General features: G+C 65.2%; 22 protein-coding genes. 11 read left to right on the top strand and 11 right to left on the bottom strand.

Annotation, left to right across the window (positions count from 1 at the left end; genetic code table 11):
• Positions 1-110 precede the first annotated feature (110 nt).
• On the bottom strand, positions 111-407 hold the full coding sequence (locus ACR9YP_RS39155; protein ID WP_091886710.1) for a DUF4282 domain-containing protein: 297 nt from the start codon (positions 405-407) through the stop codon (positions 111-113).
• 182 nt (positions 408-589) lie between these two features.
• Between ACR9YP_RS39155 and ACR9YP_RS39150 the strand changes: the two genes are divergently transcribed.
• The 3 genes from ACR9YP_RS39150 to ACR9YP_RS39140 all read left to right on the top strand — a co-directional run bounded on the left by ACR9YP_RS39150 (position 590) and on the right by ACR9YP_RS39140 (position 1,866).
• Entirely contained in the window at positions 590-1,042 is a 453-nt protein-coding gene (locus tag ACR9YP_RS39150; protein WP_474218560.1) for a MaoC family dehydratase, read from the top strand.
• Positions 1,042-1,521: a MaoC family dehydratase gene (locus tag ACR9YP_RS39145; RefSeq protein WP_438105111.1), complete on the top strand. Its 480-nt coding sequence runs from the start codon at positions 1,042-1,044 to the stop codon at positions 1,519-1,521. Before ACR9YP_RS39150 ends, ACR9YP_RS39145 begins: the two co-directional genes overlap by 1 nt.
• Positions 1,522-1,719: 198 nt before the next feature.
• Positions 1,720-1,866 carry a hypothetical protein gene (locus ACR9YP_RS39140; protein WP_164934669.1) on the top strand — a complete coding sequence of 49 codons (147 nt, stop codon included), beginning with the start codon at positions 1,720-1,722 and terminating at the stop codon, positions 1,864-1,866.
• 32 nt (positions 1,867-1,898) lie between these two features.
• On the opposite strand, the gene ACR9YP_RS39135 is transcribed toward ACR9YP_RS39140, so the two are convergent.
• From ACR9YP_RS39135 to ACR9YP_RS39120, 4 genes are all read right to left on the bottom strand, one after another.
• Entirely contained in the window at positions 1,899-2,036 is a 138-nt protein-coding gene (locus ACR9YP_RS39135; RefSeq protein WP_438105110.1) for a hypothetical protein, read from the bottom strand.
• Positions 2,037-2,404: 368 nt separating this feature from the next.
• Positions 2,405-2,824, bottom strand: coding sequence for a hypothetical protein (locus ACR9YP_RS39130; protein WP_438105108.1), 420 nt, complete (start codon positions 2,822-2,824; stop codon positions 2,405-2,407).
• Between the two features lie 323 nt (positions 2,825-3,147).
• On the bottom strand, positions 3,148-4,059 hold the full coding sequence (locus tag ACR9YP_RS39125) for a hypothetical protein (RefSeq protein WP_438105106.1): 912 nt from the start codon (positions 4,057-4,059) through the stop codon (positions 3,148-3,150).
• A 260-nt stretch (positions 4,060-4,319) separates the two neighbouring features.
• Positions 4,320-4,760 carry a nuclear transport factor 2 family protein gene (locus ACR9YP_RS39120; protein WP_438105105.1) on the bottom strand — a complete coding sequence of 147 codons (441 nt, stop codon included), beginning with the start codon at positions 4,758-4,760 and terminating at the stop codon, positions 4,320-4,322.
• A gap of 679 nt (positions 4,761-5,439) precedes the next feature.
• Here ACR9YP_RS39120 and ACR9YP_RS39115 point away from each other — a divergent pair.
• Positions 5,440-5,826, top strand: coding sequence for a hypothetical protein (locus ACR9YP_RS39115; protein ID WP_474218559.1), 387 nt, complete (start codon positions 5,440-5,442; stop codon positions 5,824-5,826).
• Between the two features lie 83 nt (positions 5,827-5,909).
• Here ACR9YP_RS39115 and uvrB read toward each other — a convergent pair whose 3' ends face one another.
• The 4 genes from uvrB to ACR9YP_RS39095 all read right to left on the bottom strand — a co-directional run bounded on the left by uvrB (position 5,910) and on the right by ACR9YP_RS39095 (position 10,491).
• Positions 5,910-8,873: an excinuclease ABC subunit UvrB gene (gene uvrB / locus ACR9YP_RS39110; RefSeq protein WP_474218557.1), complete on the bottom strand. Its 2,964-nt coding sequence runs from the start codon at positions 8,871-8,873 to the stop codon at positions 5,910-5,912.
• Positions 8,874-8,966: 93 nt separating this feature from the next.
• On the bottom strand, positions 8,967-9,194 hold the full coding sequence (locus ACR9YP_RS39105) for a TFIIB-type zinc ribbon-containing protein (protein WP_370986289.1): 228 nt from the start codon (positions 9,192-9,194) through the stop codon (positions 8,967-8,969).
• A gap of 51 nt (positions 9,195-9,245) precedes the next feature.
• Complete coding sequence (locus ACR9YP_RS39100) at positions 9,246-9,470, bottom strand: hypothetical protein (RefSeq protein WP_091886682.1); 225 nt, start codon at positions 9,468-9,470, stop codon at positions 9,246-9,248.
• 103 nt (positions 9,471-9,573) lie between these two features.
• Entirely contained in the window at positions 9,574-10,491 is a 918-nt protein-coding gene (locus tag ACR9YP_RS39095; RefSeq protein WP_438105102.1) for a LysR substrate-binding domain-containing protein, read from the bottom strand.
• A 296-nt stretch (positions 10,492-10,787) separates the two neighbouring features.
• Between ACR9YP_RS39095 and ACR9YP_RS39090 the strand changes: the two genes are divergently transcribed.
• The 3 genes from ACR9YP_RS39090 to ACR9YP_RS39080 all read left to right on the top strand — a co-directional run bounded on the left by ACR9YP_RS39090 (position 10,788) and on the right by ACR9YP_RS39080 (position 12,760).
• Positions 10,788-11,567 (top strand): TSUP family transporter, encoded by a 780-nt coding sequence (locus ACR9YP_RS39090; protein ID WP_438105100.1) that lies wholly within the window; start codon positions 10,788-10,790, stop codon positions 11,565-11,567.
• Complete coding sequence (locus tag ACR9YP_RS39085) at positions 11,564-11,794, top strand: hypothetical protein (protein WP_438105099.1); 231 nt, start codon at positions 11,564-11,566, stop codon at positions 11,792-11,794. Before ACR9YP_RS39090 ends, ACR9YP_RS39085 begins: the two co-directional genes overlap by 4 nt.
• 267 nt (positions 11,795-12,061) lie before the next feature.
• Positions 12,062-12,760, top strand: coding sequence for a glutathione S-transferase family protein (locus ACR9YP_RS39080; RefSeq protein WP_438105098.1), 699 nt, complete (start codon positions 12,062-12,064; stop codon positions 12,758-12,760).
• Positions 12,761-12,921: 161 nt separating this feature from the next.
• On the opposite strand, the gene ACR9YP_RS39075 is transcribed toward ACR9YP_RS39080, so the two are convergent.
• Complete coding sequence (locus ACR9YP_RS39075; protein ID WP_438105096.1) at positions 12,922-13,137, bottom strand: cysteine-rich CWC family protein; 216 nt, start codon at positions 13,135-13,137, stop codon at positions 12,922-12,924.
• A gap of 114 nt (positions 13,138-13,251) precedes the next feature.
• Here ACR9YP_RS39075 and ACR9YP_RS39070 point away from each other — a divergent pair, with 114 nt between their 5' ends.
• The 4 genes from ACR9YP_RS39070 to hmuQ all read left to right on the top strand — a co-directional run bounded on the left by ACR9YP_RS39070 (position 13,252) and on the right by hmuQ (position 17,164).
• Entirely contained in the window at positions 13,252-14,805 is a 1,554-nt protein-coding gene (locus ACR9YP_RS39070; RefSeq protein WP_474218555.1) for a DUF1800 domain-containing protein, read from the top strand.
• A 2-nt stretch (positions 14,806-14,807) separates the two neighbouring features.
• Entirely contained in the window at positions 14,808-16,025 is a 1,218-nt protein-coding gene (locus ACR9YP_RS39065) for a DUF1501 domain-containing protein (protein WP_474221196.1), read from the top strand.
• Between the two features lie 89 nt (positions 16,026-16,114).
• Positions 16,115-16,486, top strand: coding sequence for an endonuclease domain-containing protein (locus ACR9YP_RS39060; protein ID WP_438110548.1), 372 nt, complete (start codon positions 16,115-16,117; stop codon positions 16,484-16,486).
• Positions 16,487-16,840: 354 nt separating this feature from the next.
• Positions 16,841-17,164, top strand: coding sequence for a heme-degrading protein HmuQ (gene hmuQ / locus ACR9YP_RS39055; protein WP_370986281.1), 324 nt, complete (start codon positions 16,841-16,843; stop codon positions 17,162-17,164).
• Between the two features lie 13 nt (positions 17,165-17,177).
• On the opposite strand, the gene ACR9YP_RS39050 is transcribed toward hmuQ, so the two are convergent.
• Entirely contained in the window at positions 17,178-18,119 is a 942-nt protein-coding gene (locus tag ACR9YP_RS39050) for an aldo/keto reductase (RefSeq protein WP_438105092.1), read from the bottom strand.
• Positions 18,120-18,163: the final 44 nt, after the last annotated feature.

The raw sequence follows: 18,163 nt of genomic DNA, 5'->3' as shown, positions 1-18,163 counted from the left end.
GGCTGCGCGAAGCGCAGTCGAAGGCGTAACCCACCATGCTTCCGCGTTTGCCGAACGAAGTTGGTGGGTTACGCCTTCGGCTAACCCACCCTACGGCACCTGCGCCGTCCTCACCGCGTCCCGCTGCCCTGGTCCCTGATCGCGCCGAGATGCTCGTTGATGCGGAAGACGATCAGGATCAGCTCGGCGAGGATGCGCGAGAACACCACGCCGACGACGACGCTCGCAATCGACGACAGCAGCACCAGGAAGCCGCCGAACGGACTGATCGCCATCGCAGCCAAGCCGGAGAAGATGCCGGAGAGGCCGAACAGGCAGATCAGCGCGATCACCAGCCAGTAGAAGGTCTTGATGATCGTCGGTGTGATGAAGCGGTCCCATTGAAACAGGTCGCTGAATGAAAACATCGCTCTCCCCAGGGCAAAGCGGCCTTGCCAAATTGGGCCTTGCTCAATGATCCCGACCCCCGGTTGATCCGACTCAAGACCAACCCCGCTGCGCCGAATGTAGCACGAGCCATGCGGGCCCGCGGGTTGAGATTGCCGTAAAGTGCGGCCACAATCTGTCATTTCCACGAATCAATCCCAAGATGACCCTGACCTTCGAAGATTTCCCGCCCGGGCGGTTCGGAACGTTCGGCCCGCACCATGTCACCCGCGACGAGATTTTGGCCTTTGCCGTCGAGTTCGATCCGCAGCCGATGCACCTCGATGAGGAGGCTGCGGCTAGAAGCATGCTGCGCGGCCTGTCCGGCTCGGGCTGGCATCTCTGTTCGCTGATGATGCGGATGATGGCCGACGGTTTTATCACGCGCGCCGCTTCGCTCGGCTCGCCCGGCGTCGACGAGGTGCGCTGGTTGTCTCCGCTCCGGCCCGGCGACGACCTCATGCTCGACGTCGACGTCGTGGAGGCGCGCACCTCGAAGAGTCGCCCGGAGCTCGGCATCGTCAAGTTCAAATGTACCGCGCGCAACGCGGCGGGGCAGGCCCTTGCCGAGATGACCTCGCCGATCCTGATCAAGCGGCGCGAGGGAGCGCTCTGATGCGGTTCTTCGAGGACATCGAGATCGGCCAGCGCCGCGAGATCGGCACCTATACGTTCACGGCGGACTCCATCAAGACTTTCGCGGCGAAGTTCGACCCGCAGCGCTTTCACCTCGACGAAGAGGAAGGCAAGAACTCGCTGTTCGGCGGGCTCGCCGCCTCCGGTTGGCATGTCGGCTCGGCCTGCATGAGCCTGCTTGTCGCCGACGGCCAGCGCCTGGCGCGTGAGGCTGTCTCGCGCGGCGAGGAGGTCGCGGTGTGGGGCCCGTCGCCGGGCTTTCGCGACCTGCGCTGGATCAGGCCGGTGCTCGCCGGCGACACCGTCAGTTACGTCAGCGTCGTCATCGACAAGCGCGCCTCAGGCTCGCGCCCCGGCTGGGGCATTTTGACGGCCCGCACCACCGGCACCAACCAGCACGGCGAGGAGGTCTACTCGATCACCGCCACCGCCTTCGTGCCGATGCGGAAGGGTGGTTAGACCTGTTCCAAGATGAACGGTCCAATTGAGTGCGGGAGTGTTGCCCGCGCGCTATGGACGCGATTCCGGGCGGCTGCCATAAGCCTGCGCAACATGGTTACCGCGAAGCAGTTTGGCGGAACCACCGAGTTGCTAACTAATTATGAACCTGTCGCTGTCTATTTGAAACGAATTGGCAGAGGACAGGGGACGAGGACCATGGCAGATCGCGGCGCACTCAAATTTGTCGGATTCATCTTCGCGACCGCGACGCTGGCCGTGATGCTGGTCGCCGGCATGGTGGTGAAGGGCTATGCCGATGGCGGCTACACCCTGGAAGCTTCGACCGTGGAAGCCGCCCGGTAAGAGTTCGTTAAAGGGCCGCGTCCGGCCCCGTGTCAGCGGCTGTAGACGAACGCCAGCACCGCGACCGCAACCGCCAGCAATCCGACAAAGCGCAGCATGATCGTGCCGAGCTGATTCGGCGCGGGCCGCAGCGATATAGGGTCCGTGTTGTCGGGCCGAATGCTTTCCATGACATGTCCCCCGGCCCGGCCGAAAGGCTGCGGGCGCTTGGCATTCGTCGCCGGGGAGGGGTGGAGGGTTCAAAGCGGGGATGCGTGGAGCGCGTAGACTGCGTGGCCGCATGCCGCCGCTGCCCTGCCATCCGTTCGCGCCACATCCACCGCTGTCATGCCCCGGCTGGACCTGGCAGGACCGGGGCATCCAGTACGCCGCGGCCTCCCGGTTCAATCACTGCTGTCTCTGGAATACTGGATCGCCCGATCAAGTCGGACGATGACACCTTCATTGGGGAACGTGTGAGCACCCGTCACGCATCCCAGAATCAAAACCGCCGCGCTCCCTTCCGGGAACGCGGCGGCGCGTGAAGCTGTGCTTGCGATCAGCTGTTGCGCAGGCCGTCGGCGGCGCGCTTCCACTGCGCAACGTTGTCGGCGATCATGCGGGTCGATTTCATCGCGGCCTGGCTGAGCTGGGCGTAGCCGGAGATCTCGCGCTGGACGCGCTGGCCTTCGGCATGGAGCAGGTCGCGCAGGCTCTCGAGCTCGGAGATCAAATTCTCGATCTCGGCCAGTGAGGTTCCGGCCACGCGCTGGATCAGCGAGTTGACGTTGTTGACGGTGGCTTCCGCGCTCGGGTCGAGCGGCGGCGCGTCGGTCGTGGCCGCCGGCCGGCGCAGATAGGCGATGTCGTTGCGGACGAAATCGCGGATGCCGGCCTCGACCTCGGTCACGGCGGCGAGGTTGTTGTCGACGGTCTCGGTCTCGGTGGTTTCGGTCTTTTCCGGACGGATGGCGTTCATCGTTATTCCCCTTTTCGCGTTTGAGCGCGGCGCGAGTGTCCCCCGCACGACGACGTCTGTTTTGGCGACTAGGACGCCCGATTTTGACCGCAAATGGGCCGAGATGCGGCAAGGGCGGACCATTCGGGGGTTTTGCCGTGGCGTATGGTTAGGAGAGTGTGAATAGGGGAGCCGCGACGGCAAACCTATCCCCTCATGGCGAGGAGCGCGCCCTTCGCGCGCGTCTCGAACCATGCAGGCCCCGCTCTAGCAGAGAGGCCTCGATCCTTCGAGACGCGCTCCTTCGGAGCGCCCTCAGGATGAGGGGAGAGTGGAGGCTCGCCCTACCAGCTCTTCTTGAACCCGGCCGTCAGGCTCTTGTTGATCGTGCCTTGCGAGGTCTCGCCGACCGAGCCGGAGACGGTGACGTTGTCGAACAGCTTCTGCTCGGCGCCGAACTTGCGCAGCCATTTGTCGTCGGTGGTCGACAGCGTCTGGCCGGCGGTGATGCTGGTTCCGGTGTCAGTGAGGGTGATCTTGGCCGATTGGTCGGTCTCGTAATTTCGCGTGATGTGGCCGCCGATGCCGGGGACGGCTGTCGTGCCCTGCTGGTTGACGCTGTAGCCGTTCTGGAGCGTCAGCGACGTGTCGCCGGACAGCGGGACCGACTTGGTCAGCGAGGCCCCGATCTTGCTCTGTTCAGTGCCGGGATCGACCCGGGCCTCCACCGCGGTCTTGTCCCAGATCGAGCCCGCGCCCGGCGCGGTCGCGGCGGCCCAGGCGCTGCCGGAGGATTGCGGCAGGCTGCCGCCATTGGTGGCCTTCTGCGCCAGCAGCTCGGACATCGTCCGCGGCTCGCGCGTCACCGTCATGTCGGCGCCGATCCGCGTATCCCAGAACGAGAACACGGATTGCTTCACCGTCACCGCCGAGGAACCGTTTGCATTGGGGTTCGACGACCAGTCCAGGCCATCCTTGGCCGCGGCCTGGGCGCGCTTCTTGGCGGCCATGGGGTCAATGCCGGTGCCGGCATCGACCGCGAGCTGGCTCCAGTCGAGCTTGTCGACGTCGATGCCTTTGAGCACATCGGAGTCGTTGACGTCGAGGGCCTCCGCCGCCGCAGTCTCAGCCTCGTCGTCAGGCGCGGCCGCTGTGGGCGGAATGATCTGCGCCGAGACCGTCAACACCGAGCCCAAGATGAAGGTGGCCGCCAGCAACGGCAGCCTGGTCCAGCCAAACCCTGTCGAGAATTCCATAGTCCTGCCCGCGAACCCCAGCGCATGCTTTTCGATAATATATATCGGCCTTCAGCCACGCGCCATTCCGCGCGAAACATGCTGATTCATCGTCGCGAAATTGTGACGGCTCGCCGCGAAATGACGAACCAACGGGCCGCGCGGCAGGCGCGCGCCCGATGACGAGCTTCTGACACGGCCGCATCCGGCGGGGCTGGAGGCCAGGGCGTCATGTGAGTGTCGTCATCGGTCCCGAACAGCGGGACCCGTTGGCGTCCCCCTCAGCCGGCGCGGCTCATCTTCGGCAGATGAATGGCGCGGCCGAGTGCCTGCTCGACCAGGTCGAAGGTGTCGATCAGCACCCGCATGCTGACGAGCTTGCCCGCCCTGAACTGGGCGAACTGCGCGACGCGCAAGCTGATCGGCTTGTTGGAATCGAGCGCCGTCAGCGAATAGCGCAGCATCGAGGCGGCGGAATCGACGCCGAGCATGATGCTCTCGCGATCGAAGCGGCGCACATGGAAATTGTCGGCGAGCTGGCGGATGACGTCGAGCACGGCGTCCTTGCCCTGCCGTGCACCGAGGAATGGAAACATGTCGATCGGGCCGTACAGCGCCCACTCGATGTCCTTGTCGATCAGGGCCTCGATATCGCTGAAATGCCGGTCGTTGATCGCGCGGTGCAACGCGCGCGAGAAACGCCAGAGGCTGTGCTCTGTCATTTTGGGCAGTCCTGAAGCTGGCTTGCAAAAAAACGGAAAACAACCCCATGCACAGTAAGGGTGCCGGGGCTCAACTCGTTCGTGTACGAATAACTACGGGATTTCGGTCAAAACGCAATTCACGTTTTCGCAAAGCACCATTGAACGCGGTTTGTGAGATTTACAACAGAGTCCCGTATTTTCCCGGCTCTGAGCGCAGGCCTTATGGAACCGAAGGCCCGCGTCCACCCCCGGTGTCGTCCTGGCGCAGGCCAGGACCCATATCCACCGGCCTCCGCAATGGGCAGGCTGGTGGTTGACCGCGCGCCGGCACACCGGCAGTCCGGGTAATGGGTCCTGGCCTTCGCCAGGACGACACCATGGCGATGGCGGGCAGCGGAGCCGCCGCCCGACCTTACATCCCGTCCGCTCGCGCGAGACGCCCGCTTTGGTGGGCTCCTCAGGATGAGGGCGGAGTGTGCGGCAGCAGTTTCAGCGGGCCAATTAGCCTCATCTTGACCGCGGAGCGGTCGTCTCGAAGGACGAGGCGCTTGCTCAGGCGGCTCCAAGAGATCACATGCGGTAGCCATGCCCCGCAAGCGGGGCGAGGTGAAGGGCCCGCCGCACCGCGTGACCCATCGCACATCACTCCTGTCCCGACACCGCTACCGTCATCCCCATGTCATCAGGGAGACGTGCCATGGCCGCCATCGCCACCGCCAGAAAGTCCCGCCTGCACAACGCGCTCGAGGGTCTCGCGCTGACCGCGATCCTCCAGAGTTTCCCGACCTTCGCCGCCGCCACGTTCCTGCTCAAGCTCGTCGGCAATCACGATCTGGTCGGCGACCCCGGCGTCGCTATCTTCGTCGCCATCGCCTCGCTCGCGCACGCGCTGCTCGCGGTGACCCTGGGCCCGAGCTTCCCCGCCGTTTTCAAGACCGTCTACGAGCCAAAACTCTTCGAGGCCCATCTGTCGCTGTCCGACAAGATCACCGCCTGGCGCACCCAGCCAGTCGCCTCGCTCCAGCTCGTGACCATCGTACTGCTGCTGTCGGTGATGGCCGTGGTAACGGCGAGCGTGGGGTGAGCAGCGCAAATCTCTCCTCGTCATTCGGGGGCGCCGCAAAGCGGCGAGCCCGGAATCCATAGCCACCACTCGCGCGGATGCCCCTACCTCTTCTTCCACCCGCCCCGTCGCCAAGGCGCCCCGCCCGTCGACTTCGGCGCGGGCCCGAACTCTGGCCCCGATTGCCGCGAGTCCGTCGGCTGGATGATCCGGCTGGTGCTGCCGAACGGCTTTGACGGCAGCGTCGGGCTCGCGCGGTAGGGCAGCGATTCCGGGCCGTGCATCTCGTCGAGATGCGGCTTGTGGACGCGTGAGCCCTTGCCGCCGCCGGCCTTGAGCGCCGTTGCGGCGCTCTTGTTCTTCATCGCGCTGACCGGGAGGTTGGCGGCGTCGCCGTACTTCTTGCTGCCCGCATAGGCGCCGGCCTTGCCCTGCACGGTGCGTTGTTTCGCGGTGGGATCGTCGACCACCGCGAGCTCGGTGGCGCGCAGGCGCTTGACTTCGTCGCGCAGGCGGGCGGCTTCCTCGAAGTTCAGATCGGCAGCGGCCTCGCGCATGCGCGTTTCCAAATCGGCGAGCACCGCCTCGAAATTGTGGCCGATCGAGATGACGTCGTCGGTCATGTCGTGGCCGCCGACCTCGACCAGCACGTGATCGCGCTCGTAGACCGAGTTGAGGATGTCGCCGATCTGCTTCTTCACGCTCTCCGGCGTGATGCCGTTGGCGGTGTTGTACTCGACCTGCTTTTCGCGGCGGCGGTTGGTCTCGGCGATGGCGCGCTCCATCGAGCCGGTCATCTGGTCGGCGTAGAGGATCACCTTGCCGTCGACGTTGCGCGCGGCGCGGCCGATGGTCTGGATCAGCGAGGTCTCGCTGCGCAGAAAACCTTCCTTGTCGGCGTCGAGAATCGCGACCAGCGCGCATTCGGGAATGTCGAGGCCTTCGCGCAAGAGGTTGATGCCGACCAGCGCGTCGAAGGCGCCGAGGCGGAGATCCCTGATGATCTCGATGCGTTCGATGGTGTCGATGTCGGAGTGCATGTAGCGAACGCGGATGCCCTGCTCGTGCAAATATTCGGTGAGGTCCTCCGCCATGCGTTTGGTCAGCACGGTGATCAGCGAGCGATAGCCGGCCTGCGCGGTGGCGCGGACCTCGCCGACGAGATCGTCGACCTGGGTGCGGGCGGGGCGGATGTCCACGGGAGGATCAATCAGCCCGGTGGGACGGATCACCTGCTCGACGAACACGCCGCCGCTCTCGTTGAGCTCCCAGCCGCTCGGCGTCGCCGACACCGCGATGGTCTGCGGCCGCATCATGTCCCACTCCTCGAAGCGCAAGGGGCGGTTGTCCATGCAGGAGGGCAGGCGGAAACCGTATTCGGCGAGCGTCGCCTTGCGGCGGAAGTCGCCGCGGAACATGGCGCCGATCTGCGGGATTGTGACGTGGCTCTCGTCGGCGAAGATCAGCGCGTTGTCGGGGACGTATTCGAACAGCGTCGGCGGCGGCTCGCCGGGGCGTCGGCCGGTGAGATAGCGCGAATAGTTCTCGATGCCGGCGCAGCTGCCCGTCGCCTCCATCATCTCGAGGTCGAAGATGGTGCGCTGCTCCAGCCGCTGCGCCTCCAGAAGACGCCCCTGATCGTGGAGCTGGTCCAGCCGCTGCTTCAATTCGAACTTGATCGACTTGATCGCCTGCACCAGCGTCGGGCGCGGCGTCACATAGTGCGAGTTGGCGTACATCTTGATGAATTCGAGCTCGTCCTGCTTGTGGCCGGTGAGCGGATCGAACTCCTCGATGTTCTCGATGGTGTCGCCGAACAGGTTCACGCGCCAGGCCCGGTCCTCATAGTGCGCGGGGAAGATGTCGATGACGTCGCCGCGGACGCGAAACGTGCCGCGGGTGAAATCCGCCTGGGTGCGCTTGTACTGGAGCGCGACGAGGTCGGCGATGAGCTGGCGCTGGTCGATGCGCTCGCCCTTCTTCAGCGCGAACGTCATCGCGGTGTAGGTCTCGACCGAGCCGATACCGTAGATGCAGGACACAGAGGCGACGATGATGACGTCGTCGCGTTCGAGCAGCGCGCGCGTCGCCGAGTGGCGCATGCGGTCGATCTGCTCGTTGATCGAGGAATCCTTCTCGATATAGGTGTCGGTGCGCGGGACGTAGGCTTCCGGCTGGTAATAGTCGTAGTAGGAGACGAAATACTCGACCGCGTTGTCGGGGAAGAAATTCTTGAACTCGCCATAAAGCTGGGCGGCGAGCGTCTTGTTCGGCGCGAGGATCAGGGCGGGGCGCTGCGTCGCCTCGATCACCTTGGCCATCGTGTAAGTCTTGCCCGAGCCGGTGACGCCGAGCAGCACCTGCGAACGATCGTTGCGATCGACGCCCTCGACCAGCTCGGCAATCGCGGTCGGCTGGTCGCCCTTGGGCTCATATTCAGACTTGATCTCGAAGCGCACGCCGCCTTCGGATTTTTCCGGGCGCGGCGGCCGGTGCGGCGTCCAGACCCGCATCGAGCCATCGTCCTTGCGGAATTCCGGGCGGCCCTCGCGGATCAGCGCCTCCAGCGCATCCGCGGTGGCCTTGACGCCCAGCGCCTCCATCTTGCTGCGCGGTGGTCGCGCCAGCGCCTCGGCATCGTCCTCTTCAGTGGGAAGACCGAGCTGACGGGCCAGTTCCGGATCGAGTTTCGGGATCGTGGCCGAGGTTCCGTAATTGGCCTGCGGTGCTTCGTCGAAGCCTTCGGTCGAGGCCCGCGGCGGCATCGGCTTTGCAATAGTCTTTGCAATGTTCTTGGCCGTATCCTGCGGAAACTCCTTCGGCGTTGATGCGCGCGCGCGATGCGCGGCGGCCTCGCCCCCGGACCGGCGATCGCGCGAATTGTCCGGCGGCGGCTGAAGGCCGGTGCCCGATCCCAGGCCCGCATCGCCGCGATTGATCGCGGGATTGAGCAGCTCGGCCAGCGCCGGCCCGATCGGCTGCACATCGGGGCGATGCGCCTTCGAGTTCGGGGCCTTGGTCTTCGGGGATTTGCCGGATTTTTCGGAGGATGCGGGTTTCTTCGCCATGGGGCGAATATGGGACGAGTCCGCCCCGCGATAAAGGGCGAATGCCCATCGTCATGCAGCCTGCTGACAGCAGGTTGGCAGCAGCCTCGAGGCTCACGCCGCCGGTAGCGGCCCCTCGTCGTCCTCGCCCGCCTGATGCGGCCTCAGGATGTCGAGATGGATGCCGCCGCAATCGGGGCAGCGCATGGTCCAGTACTCGCATCCGGCGCGACCGCCGATCACACGGAGCACCATGAGATCGCCGTCGCATTCCGGGCAGTTGGACAGCACGGCGCGGGCATAGATCCGCGGCCGTAGTCCGTCGGCTTCGATGATTGACATGACCGGTTCCCCGCCGCCCTGTCGCGGGTCCGTTGCAGACCCGCTCGTCTATTATTCGTCGTCGCTGTCGGCCCGCCGGCGGAAGCGATCGATGTGGTGCTTGGCATCGGCAATCGCGGCGTCGCGATCAGGCCAGGCGAAGCCGACTTCCATGGCCGGAAACAGCACGCCGTCGATGGCAACCGGGCTGAAATCGGCGCGCCGGATGCGCGCGTGCCACAGCCCCTTGCCAGCTTCGAAGGATTCGATGTCAAAGCCGTCGTAAAGGGTCGTCATTCTTGTAGGTCCCACTTTTCTTTTCGGAGGGTCAGGGGACCACATTTGCGAATTTCAGGATGTGAAGCCGTTCACAAGCCGCGGGGCTTTTTTGCCGAGCGCATCAGTTCCGCGCCGCAGCACGGCCGATCCGCCGCACCGGACGCGCCGCCGGTTCCGACGCCGTGCGCATGATCCAGCGGCGGAACGCGGCGAAGTCGCGATGCTCGGTCTGGAAACTGCGATAGAGCAGGTACCAGCGCATGCCCTTGGGCACTGAGAGATCGAACGGCGCCACCAGGCGCCCGGCGGCGAGATCGTCGTCGATATAGGGCCGGATGCCCATGGCGATGCCGAGTCCGTCGGCGGCGGCCTGGAGCGCCTGGCCGTAGAACTGGAACTCTGGCCCGCGCGCGTTGATGCGCGCCAGGTTCGCGGCCTTGAGCCAGAGCGGCCAATCCTCCGGCGAATGCGCGACGCGGATCAGGCTCGGTCCCCTCAGATCGGTCGGCCGCTTCAGGCCGCTCGCAAGGCGCGGCACGCAGACCGGCGTGAGGTCGCCGGCGAACAGCGGCTCGGCGACCAGGCCGGGCCAGTCGCCGGTGCCGAGCTTGATGCCGCAGCTCCAGTCCTCGCCAAATGGCACCGAGGCGCCGCCGGTGGTGAAGCGCACCTCGATGTCCGACTCCTCGCTGCGAAACTCCGACAGGCGTGGGATCAGCCAGCGCATCGCAAAGGTGTGGCCGACGCCGATGGTGAGCACACGCACGCTGGAGGGCGCGGTCACCTGCGCGGTGAGGCTCGCCAGCGCATCGAAGATCGGCGTCAGACCGCTCTGATAGGCACGGCCGGCCTGCGTCAGCACGAGCTTGTTGGCCTTGCGCTCGAACAGCGCGAGGCCGAGCCGCTGTTCCAGCAGATGCACCATGCGGCTGACGGCGGCCGCCGAGACGTTGAGCTCGACGCCGGCCGCGGCAAAGCTGCCGGTCCGCGCCGCCGCCTCGAATGCCTTGATGCCGTTGAGAAACAGCAGCCGCCGCAAATGCCCGACCCTCAGGAAAGCTGATGCCAGGCCAAGATAACTCAGTTTGCGAAGGAAGGGCAAGCAAGGCACGTTCTCCTTCGCCTCTCCCCGCGCGCGGGGAGAGGCCGGAATTTGCGGAGCAAATTGCGGGTGAGGGGGACTCTCCCGCGAGTTTAACTGTCACCTCCCTTGCGGAGACTCCCCCTCACCCCACGCTCTCAGGGCGAGCGTTGCTCGTCCCGCCCCCGCAAGGGCGGGACGAGGGAGTGAAAGAGTTTACGTCCCTTACCTGCCCACCACAGGAGACCCCCTTCGTGACGTCCATCATGATCGCTGCCCTCGGATTGCTGATGGTCGCCACCGCGTTCCTATCCGGGCTGTTCGGCATGGCGGGCGGGCTGATCCTGATCGGCGTGCTGCTGGCCTTGATGCCGCTGCCGACCGCGATGGTGCTGCATGCGATCACGCAGATGGCCTCGAACGGCTGGCGCGCATTGCTCTGGCGGGCGCATATCCGCTGGCGGCCGGTCGCGAACTACATGGTCGGCGCTGCCATCGCACTCGCGGCCTGGTCGCTCACCCGCTATGTGCCGGACAAGCCGATGGCGCTGCTCTTGCTCGGCATCACCCCGTTCATGGCGCGCCTGCTGCCCGCGAACATCAAGCCGGACCCTGATAGGCTCTGGCAGGGCACGGTCTACGGCACGATCTGCATGGGTTTGATGCTGATGACCGGCGTCTCCGGCCCGCTGCTCGACACCTTCTTCCTCGGCGGCGATTTCGGCCGGCGCGAGAAGGTGGCGACCAAGGCAATGTGCCAGCTCGTCAGCCATTTCACCAAGCTGGTCTATTTCGGCGGCATCATCGACCAGGCGGCGAGCCTCGATCCCGTGCTCGCCGGCGTCGCGATTGCGGCCTCCATGCTCGGCACCACGCTGGCGCGGCGCATCCTGGAAGCGATGACCGACCAGCAATTCGTGGCTTGGTCGAACAAGCTGATCACCACCATCGCCTGCTACTACATCGTCCATGGCGGCTGGCTCGTGCTACGAGCGCCGGTGCTGGCGGCCTTCGACAAGGGAGGTTTGCAATGAGCTGTAACGCCGATCCGCTGGTGCTGGATTTCGTCGAATGGGTCGCACGCGAACCGCGCGCCTATGCCGAGGTGATCGCGACCTGGAAGACCTCGTGCCCGCGCCTCACCATCTGGGAAGACGCCGCTGACCGTGGCTACGTCGCGCGCGAGACGGTGCCCGGAATCGGGCTGATCATCGCGGTGACGGAAGGTGGCGAGCGGCTGTTGCGCGCGAACGGGCGGTGATGCCTTCACTTTCCCCACGCCCTCGCTGTCATCATCCGCGAAGGCGGATGATCCAGTAAACACCAGCAGCAGTGTGTCTCACGACCGTCGCGGCGTACTGGATGCCCCGGTCAAGCCGGGGCATGACAGTCGTCGTCGGCGCGCCCCGCTCTCCACATCGTCATTGCGAGCGTAAGCGAAGCAATCCAGAATGTCCCTGCGGCGGCGGTCTGGATTGCTTCGTCGCAAGAGCTCCTCGCAATGACGGAGCGGATGGAGTTGCCTTTCATGTCACTCAAACTCTTCGAACTCGTCGGCACCGACGCCGCGCGCCCGTTCAGCCCGTATTGCTGGCGCACGCGAATGGCGCTCGCGCATAAGGGCCTGACGGCACAATCGCTGCCCTGGCGCTTCACCGAGAAGAGCGCGATCGCGCCGCACGGCTCTGAGAAAGTCCCGGTGCTGCTGCATCACGACAAGCCCGTGGTCGATTCCTGGACGATCGCGAACTATCTCGAAGACAATTTTCCGGATCGTCCGTCGTTGTTTGGCGGCGAGGGCGGTCGCGCCATGGCGCGCATGATCAATGCCTTCGGCGATATCGCCATCGTCGGCGGCATCTTTCCGCTGATCGTCGCCGACATTCCGAACAACCTCGCCGAGGTCGATGCCGCCTATTTCCGCCAGTTGCGCGAGGCGCGCTTCGGCGGCAAGTCTCTGGAAGAGGTCATGGCCAGCCGCGACACCGGCGTGGTCGCGTTCCGCAGGTCGCTGGAGGTGATGCGGCAGACGTTGAAGAAGCAACCCTTCATCGGCGGCGCCGCGCCGAACTATGCCGACTACATCGTGTTCGGCGGTTTTCAATGGGCGCGGGTGGTGAGCCCGTTCAAGCTGCTCGAGGCGGACGACCCCGTCTACGTCTGGCGCGAGAAACTGCTGGATGCGTTCGACGGCATGGCGCGAAGGTCGCCGGGGCATGAGGTGTAAGCTTCGTAGGGTGGGCAAAGGCGCAAAGCGCCGTGCCCACCATCTCCCACACACGCAATGAAATGGTGGGCACGCTTCGCTTTGCCCACCCTACGATACTGCCGTAGCCCGGATGGAGCGAAGCGCAATCCGGGATTTGCGTTCGCGAAATGATTCCCGGATTACGCTTGCGCTCCATCCGGGCTACGCGCCTGCCCCGCCGCCTTGCGCAAACACGCCCGGCACAAACAATCCTCGCCCTCGATTGGCATCGGCAGTTTTGCCGTCTCCTCCGCGCACCAGCAATTGCCTGAGAGGTCGCAGCCGAACTCGGTGCCGCAGCGGGAGCAGGTGAGGCGGCGCGGGTCCTGCGATGAGGATTCTTGCGGATTTGTCATGATTTACGTCGAAGCTTCGCCGTCATTTTCATGTCGGGTTCATCTGTCGCTGCGGTATATTACGCGTTGCGCACGGACTCCGAAAGCGGCTCCCAACGCGCGAAGGACAGATCGATGGCCCGCGATTCGCAAGCCGCGCTCGTTGCGCTCAATCGCTTCGGCTTCGGCGCCCGCGGCGGCGCGTCCGGCGATCTCATCAACGCCGCCTCCGATCCGCGCGGTTTCGTGAAGGCAGAGCTCGCGCGCCCCAATGGCGTGCTGCTGGAAGCGCCGGGCCTGCAATCGACGCCGCAGCTTGGGCAGGCGGTGTTCGCCTATCAGGACCAGGTCAAGCAGGCGCGCGAGGCCGCGAAGGCGGCCGCTGAAGCACCGTCGACACAAGCGCCTGCCGATCAGAAGCCCGCCCTGCGCCGCAATCTCTCGCTGAACGCAGCGGCGGCGGAGGTCGCCGGCCAGATGGCGGATGCAAGACCGGCCGATCATGCGGCGAAGCCGGAGGCCATGCAGCCCAACGCCGCCGCGCCGCCTGCCGCAAAGCCCGCGCCGCAACCGCTCAACGTTATCCAGAAGACATTTCGCGCCGAGGCGCTGGCCCGGTTGCAGCGCGCCACCCTTGCCGAGTGCGGCTTCACCGAGCGTCTCGTCGTGTTCTGGTCAAACCATTTTTGCATCTCCGCCAGCAAGGGCGAGCTGGCGCGGATCTGGGCCGGCGCGTTCGAGCGCGAGGCGATCAGGCCGCATGTGCTCGGGCGCTTCGCCGATATGCTCAAGGCGGCCGAGCAGCATCCGGCGATGCTGTTCTTCCTCGACAACCAGCAATCGCTCGGACCGGATTCGCGCGCAGGGCAAAACCGCAAGCGCGGGCTGAACGAAAATCTGGCGCGTGAGATCATGGAGCTGCATACGCTCGGCGTCGGCGGCGGCTACACGCAGGACGACGTCACCTCGCTCGCGCGTGTCATCACCGGCTGGACCTTTGCCGGACGGCAGGGACAATTAGGAGTGCCTGGCTCCTTCGTGTTCAATGTCAATGCGCATCAGCCCGGGTCGCAGATCCTGCTCGGCAAGACCTACGCTCAGGCGGGCCTCGCGCAAGGCGAGGCCGCGCTCGCCGACATCGCGCGCCACGCCTCGACCGCGAATTTCATCGCCACCAAATTGGTCCGTCACTTCGTCGCCGATGATCCGCCGCCTGCTCTGGTTGTGCGGTTGCGCGACATCTTCGTCAAGACCGACGGCGACCTCAAGGCGCTTGCCATGGCGCTGGTCGATTCCGATGAAGCGTGGAAAGCGCCGCTGACCAAGATGCGCTCGCCTTACGATTTCCTGGTCGCGAGCGGCCGGCTGCTCGCGCGCGTGCCGGAGGATCCCGGTGCCTATCTCAACAATCTGAACTTGCTCGGGCAACCCCTGTGGTCGCCGGCGGGACCGAACGGTTTCCCCGACACCGGCGCCGCCTGGGCCGCGCCCGAAGGCATGAAGCTGCGGCTCGACATCGCGGCGCAAATGGGTGCGCGGCTCGGCAACAACATCGATCCGCTCGACCTGCTGGAATTCGCGGCGGCGGACGCGGCCTCCATCGAGACACGGCGAACCATCGAGCGTGCGGAATCGCGGCAGCAGGCGCTGGCGCTGCTGTTGATGTCGCCGGAAATGCAGCGGAGATGATGATGATCGACTGCGTCGAGAACCGGCTCCTCACCTCGCGCCGCGGACTCCTGCTCGGCGGTGCCTCCTTCGCGGCCTGGGCTTATCTGCCCAAATTCGCCCGCGCCGCCGACGGGCGCGATCCGCGCCTGGTCGTGGTGATCCTGCGCGGCGCACTCGACGGGCTTTCGACCGTCGCCCCGATCGGCGACCCCGATTACGCCGGCCTGCACGGCTCGATCGCGCTCACCGCGGATGGCGCGCATCCCGCGATCATGCTCGACTCGTTCTTCGCGCTGCATCCGGCGATGCCGGAATTTGCGCGCATGTATCGCGAGATGCATGCCGCGGTGATCCACGCGGTCGCAACACCGTATCGCGATCGTTCGCATTTCGACGGCCAGGACGTGCTCGAAAGCGGCTATGCCGGCCCGGGCCGGGTGCAATCCGGCTGGCTCAATCGCGCGCTGGAAGCGCTGCCGCGCGGCGAGCGCGTGTCGAGCGGACTTGCCGTCGGCCCGACCACGCCGCTGGTGCTGCGCGGCAATGCACCGACCGTCGGCTGGGCGCCGGTCGCGCTGCCGCAGGCCGACGACGACACCGCGATGCGCCTCGTCGAGCTCTACCGCCATCGCGATCCCGTGCTGGCGACGGCTTTGTCGCAAGGCCTCCAGCTCGACAAGGCTGCAAGCGGCGACGACATGAAGCCGAAACGCGGCAATGCAGCCGCGCAGATGCGGCAGGTGGCGCGCGGCGCGGCAAAGCTGATGGCCGCCGACGACGGTCCGCGCATCGCCGCGCTCGCCTTCGACGGCTGGGACACGCACGCCAACGAAGGCGGCCCTGTGGGGCGTCTCGCCTTCCTGCTCGGCGGGCTCGACGGCGCGCTCGCCGAATTCGAAAGCGGGCTCGGCGCGCGCTGGCGCGACACTGTGGTCGTGGTCGCCACCGAGTTCGGCCGCACCGCGCGCATCAACGGCACCGACGGCACCGATCACGGCACGGGAACCATCGCGCTGCTCGCCGGCGGCGCCGTGAAGGGCGGCCGCGTCATCTCCGACTGGCCGGGCCTCAAACTCGCCAACCTCCATGAAGGGCGCGACCTCAAGCCCACCACGGATCTGCGCTCCGTCATCAAGGGCGTGCTGCAGGGGCAATTTGGGCTCTCGGATCGCGTGCTCGCGGAGGCGGTATTTCCGGATAGCGCGGGAGCACGGCCGATGAAGGGATTGGTTGCTTAACCTCTCCCCGCTTTTTGCGGGGAGAGGTCGGATTGCGCTTGGCGATGCAAAGCATCGTCCAAAGCAATCCGGGTGAGGGGCAGGGGGCAATGCGCGGCCACGATCAGAAGTCCATCCGACTCGCACGACGCCTTCGCGTCAATCAGACGGATGCGGAGACGGTTCTCTGGAATCGCATTCGCAATCGGAGGATCGATGGACACAAGTTCGTGCGGCAAGAGCCGATCATCGGGTACATATGTGATTTCGTGTTCCGGGAGAAGCGGCTCATCATCGAAGTTGATGGCGGTCGGCACAATGAATCTGCAACAGATGCAATTCGTGATGAACGTCTAGCAGAGAAAGGTTACAGGGTGCTTCGCTTCTGGAACAATGACGTTCTTGAAAATATCGAAGGTGTTCTCACTATAATCCAGACCGAGCTCGCGGAGGCGGCCCCTCACCCCACCCTCTCCCCGTAAGAACGGGGCGAGGGAGCGAGAGAGAGCGGTATGTCCCTTACATGCCAGACCAATCGAAAGGTCCATCGAGGCGCACTTAACCTCTCCCCGCTCTTTGCGGGGAGAGGTCGGATTGCGCTTGGCGATGCGAAGCATCGTCCAAAGCAATCCGGGTGAGGGGCAGGGCACGGTGTAGCCGTCATCAAAAATCCATCCGACTCGTACGATGAAGGTGCGTGCCTCATGCGCTTCGACTACAATTCAGACCGAGCTCGCGGAGGCAGCCCCTCACCCCACCCTCTCCCCGTAAGAACGGGGCGAGGGAGCGAGAGAGCATCGCGTCCCTGACGATTGCGCCTACAGGAGAAATCACCCATGTACATCGCCATGAACCGCTTCCGAGTCGCCAAGGGCTCCGAGGCCACTTTCGAGCAGGTTTGGCTCACGCGCGACACGCATCTGGACAAGGTGCCGGGCTTCGTCGAATTCCACCTGCTGCGGGGACCCGAGCTCGAGGACCACACGCTGTACGCCTCGCACACGGTCTGGGCGAATTACGCGGCGTTCGAGGCGTGGACCAAGTCGGAGGCGTTTCGCGCGGCGCATCACAAGGCCGGCGACAACAAGCCGCTCTATCTCGGCCATCCCCAGTTCGAAGGTTTTGAGGTGATGCAGACGGTGGGGCGCGGCGCGAAGTAGCGCGCCGCAGAGTTTAGCTCAGAGTGATCTTGTCGATCTCCGCCATCTCCTCCGCGCTGAGCTGCCAGGCGATCGCCTTGACGTTCTCCTCGACTTGCTCGACGCTGGTGGCGCCGGCGATCACGCTCGACACTTGCGGGCGCGCGGCGAGCCAGGAGAAGGCGAGCTCGAGCATGCTGTGCCCGCGTGTTTTGGCGAAGGCCGTGAGCTTCTCGACGATGTCCTCGTTGCGCGGCGTGACGTAGCGGTCGCGCAGCCGCGGCACCTTGCCGAAGCGGGTATCGTCAGGCGCGGCCTCGCCCCTTCGGTATTTGCCGGTCAGAAGTCCGCTTGCGAGCGGGAAGAACGGCAATAATCCGAGCTTGTATTCCGTTGCTGCCGGCAACAGATCCTTCTCGATGTCGCGCACGAGGAGGGAATATTCGTCCTGGCAGGAGACGAAGCGGCTGACATTCATCGCGCGTGCGACGTACTCCGCCTCTGCGACGCGCCAGGCCGGAAAGTTCGAATTGCCGATGTAGCGGACCTTGCCCTGCCGGACGAGATCGTCGAGGGCGCGCAGGCTCTCCTCGATCGGCGTCAGCGGATCATAATCGTGCTGCTGGTAGAGGTCGATGTAGTCGGTCTTGAGCCGCTTCAGACTCGCCTCGACCGCGCTCATGATGTAGCGGCGCGAGGCGCCCTGCTTGGTGCCGTCCTCCGCCATCGGCTTCGAATATTTCGTCGCCAGCACGATGTCCTTGCGGCGGTCGCCCAGCACGGCGCCGAGCACCGTCTCCGAGCCGCCCATGTTCGAATAGATGTCGGCAGTGTCGAACAGCGTGATGCCGAGATCGAGCGCGCGATGGATCACCTTGCGCGAGGTCTCCAGATCTGTGCGCTGGCCGAAATTGTTGCAGCCGAGCCCGACCGCAGAGACGCGCAGGCCGGAAGCGCCGAGATTGCGAATGTCCATGGGAGATCCTGTCAGATGAGCCGCGGCGCATTCTGACCACGGCG

The sequence above is a fragment of the Bradyrhizobium sp. BR14999 genome, from assembly GCF_056106085.1.
This window is presented reverse-complemented; position numbering and strand designations above follow the sequence as displayed.

Bases quoted from the DNA above. Each gene is read 5' to 3' on its own strand.
- ACR9YP_RS39155 (WP_091886710.1), bottom strand. From the start codon at position 407: ATGTTTTCATTCAGCGACCTGTTTCAATGGGACCGCTTCATCACACCG.
- ACR9YP_RS39150 (WP_474218560.1), top strand. From the start codon at position 590: ATGACCCTGACCTTCGAAGATTTCCCGCCCGGGCGGTTCGGAACGTTC.
- ACR9YP_RS39145 (WP_438105111.1), top strand. From the start codon at position 1,042: ATGCGGTTCTTCGAGGACATCGAGATCGGCCAGCGCCGCGAGATCGGC.
- ACR9YP_RS39140 (WP_164934669.1), top strand. From the start codon at position 1,720: ATGGCAGATCGCGGCGCACTCAAATTTGTCGGATTCATCTTCGCGACC.
- ACR9YP_RS39135 (WP_438105110.1), bottom strand. From the start codon at position 2,036: ATGGAAAGCATTCGGCCCGACAACACGGACCCTATATCGCTGCGGCCC.
- ACR9YP_RS39130 (WP_438105108.1), bottom strand. From the start codon at position 2,824: ATGAACGCCATCCGTCCGGAAAAGACCGAAACCACCGAGACCGAGACC.
- ACR9YP_RS39125 (WP_438105106.1), bottom strand. From the start codon at position 4,059: ATGGAATTCTCGACAGGGTTTGGCTGGACCAGGCTGCCGTTGCTGGCG.
- ACR9YP_RS39120 (WP_438105105.1), bottom strand. From the start codon at position 4,760: ATGACAGAGCACAGCCTCTGGCGTTTCTCGCGCGCGTTGCACCGCGCG.
- ACR9YP_RS39115 (WP_474218559.1), top strand. From the start codon at position 5,440: ATGGCCGCCATCGCCACCGCCAGAAAGTCCCGCCTGCACAACGCGCTC.
- uvrB (WP_474218557.1), bottom strand. From the start codon at position 8,873: ATGGCGAAGAAACCCGCATCCTCCGAAAAATCCGGCAAATCCCCGAAG.
- ACR9YP_RS39105 (WP_370986289.1), bottom strand. From the start codon at position 9,194: ATGTCAATCATCGAAGCCGACGGACTACGGCCGCGGATCTATGCCCGC.
- ACR9YP_RS39100 (WP_091886682.1), bottom strand. From the start codon at position 9,470: ATGACGACCCTTTACGACGGCTTTGACATCGAATCCTTCGAAGCTGGC.
- ACR9YP_RS39085 (WP_438105099.1), top strand. From the start codon at position 11,564: ATGAGCTGTAACGCCGATCCGCTGGTGCTGGATTTCGTCGAATGGGTC.
- ACR9YP_RS39080 (WP_438105098.1), top strand. From the start codon at position 12,062: ATGTCACTCAAACTCTTCGAACTCGTCGGCACCGACGCCGCGCGCCCG.
- ACR9YP_RS39075 (WP_438105096.1), bottom strand. From the start codon at position 13,137: ATGACAAATCCGCAAGAATCCTCATCGCAGGACCCGCGCCGCCTCACC.
- ACR9YP_RS39070 (WP_474218555.1), top strand. From the start codon at position 13,252: ATGGCCCGCGATTCGCAAGCCGCGCTCGTTGCGCTCAATCGCTTCGGC.
- ACR9YP_RS39065 (WP_474221196.1), top strand. From the start codon at position 14,808: ATGATCGACTGCGTCGAGAACCGGCTCCTCACCTCGCGCCGCGGACTC.
- ACR9YP_RS39060 (WP_438110548.1), top strand. From the start codon at position 16,115: ATGCGCGGCCACGATCAGAAGTCCATCCGACTCGCACGACGCCTTCGC.
- hmuQ (WP_370986281.1), top strand. From the start codon at position 16,841: ATGTACATCGCCATGAACCGCTTCCGAGTCGCCAAGGGCTCCGAGGCC.
- ACR9YP_RS39050 (WP_438105092.1), bottom strand. From the start codon at position 18,119: ATGGACATTCGCAATCTCGGCGCTTCCGGCCTGCGCGTCTCTGCGGTC.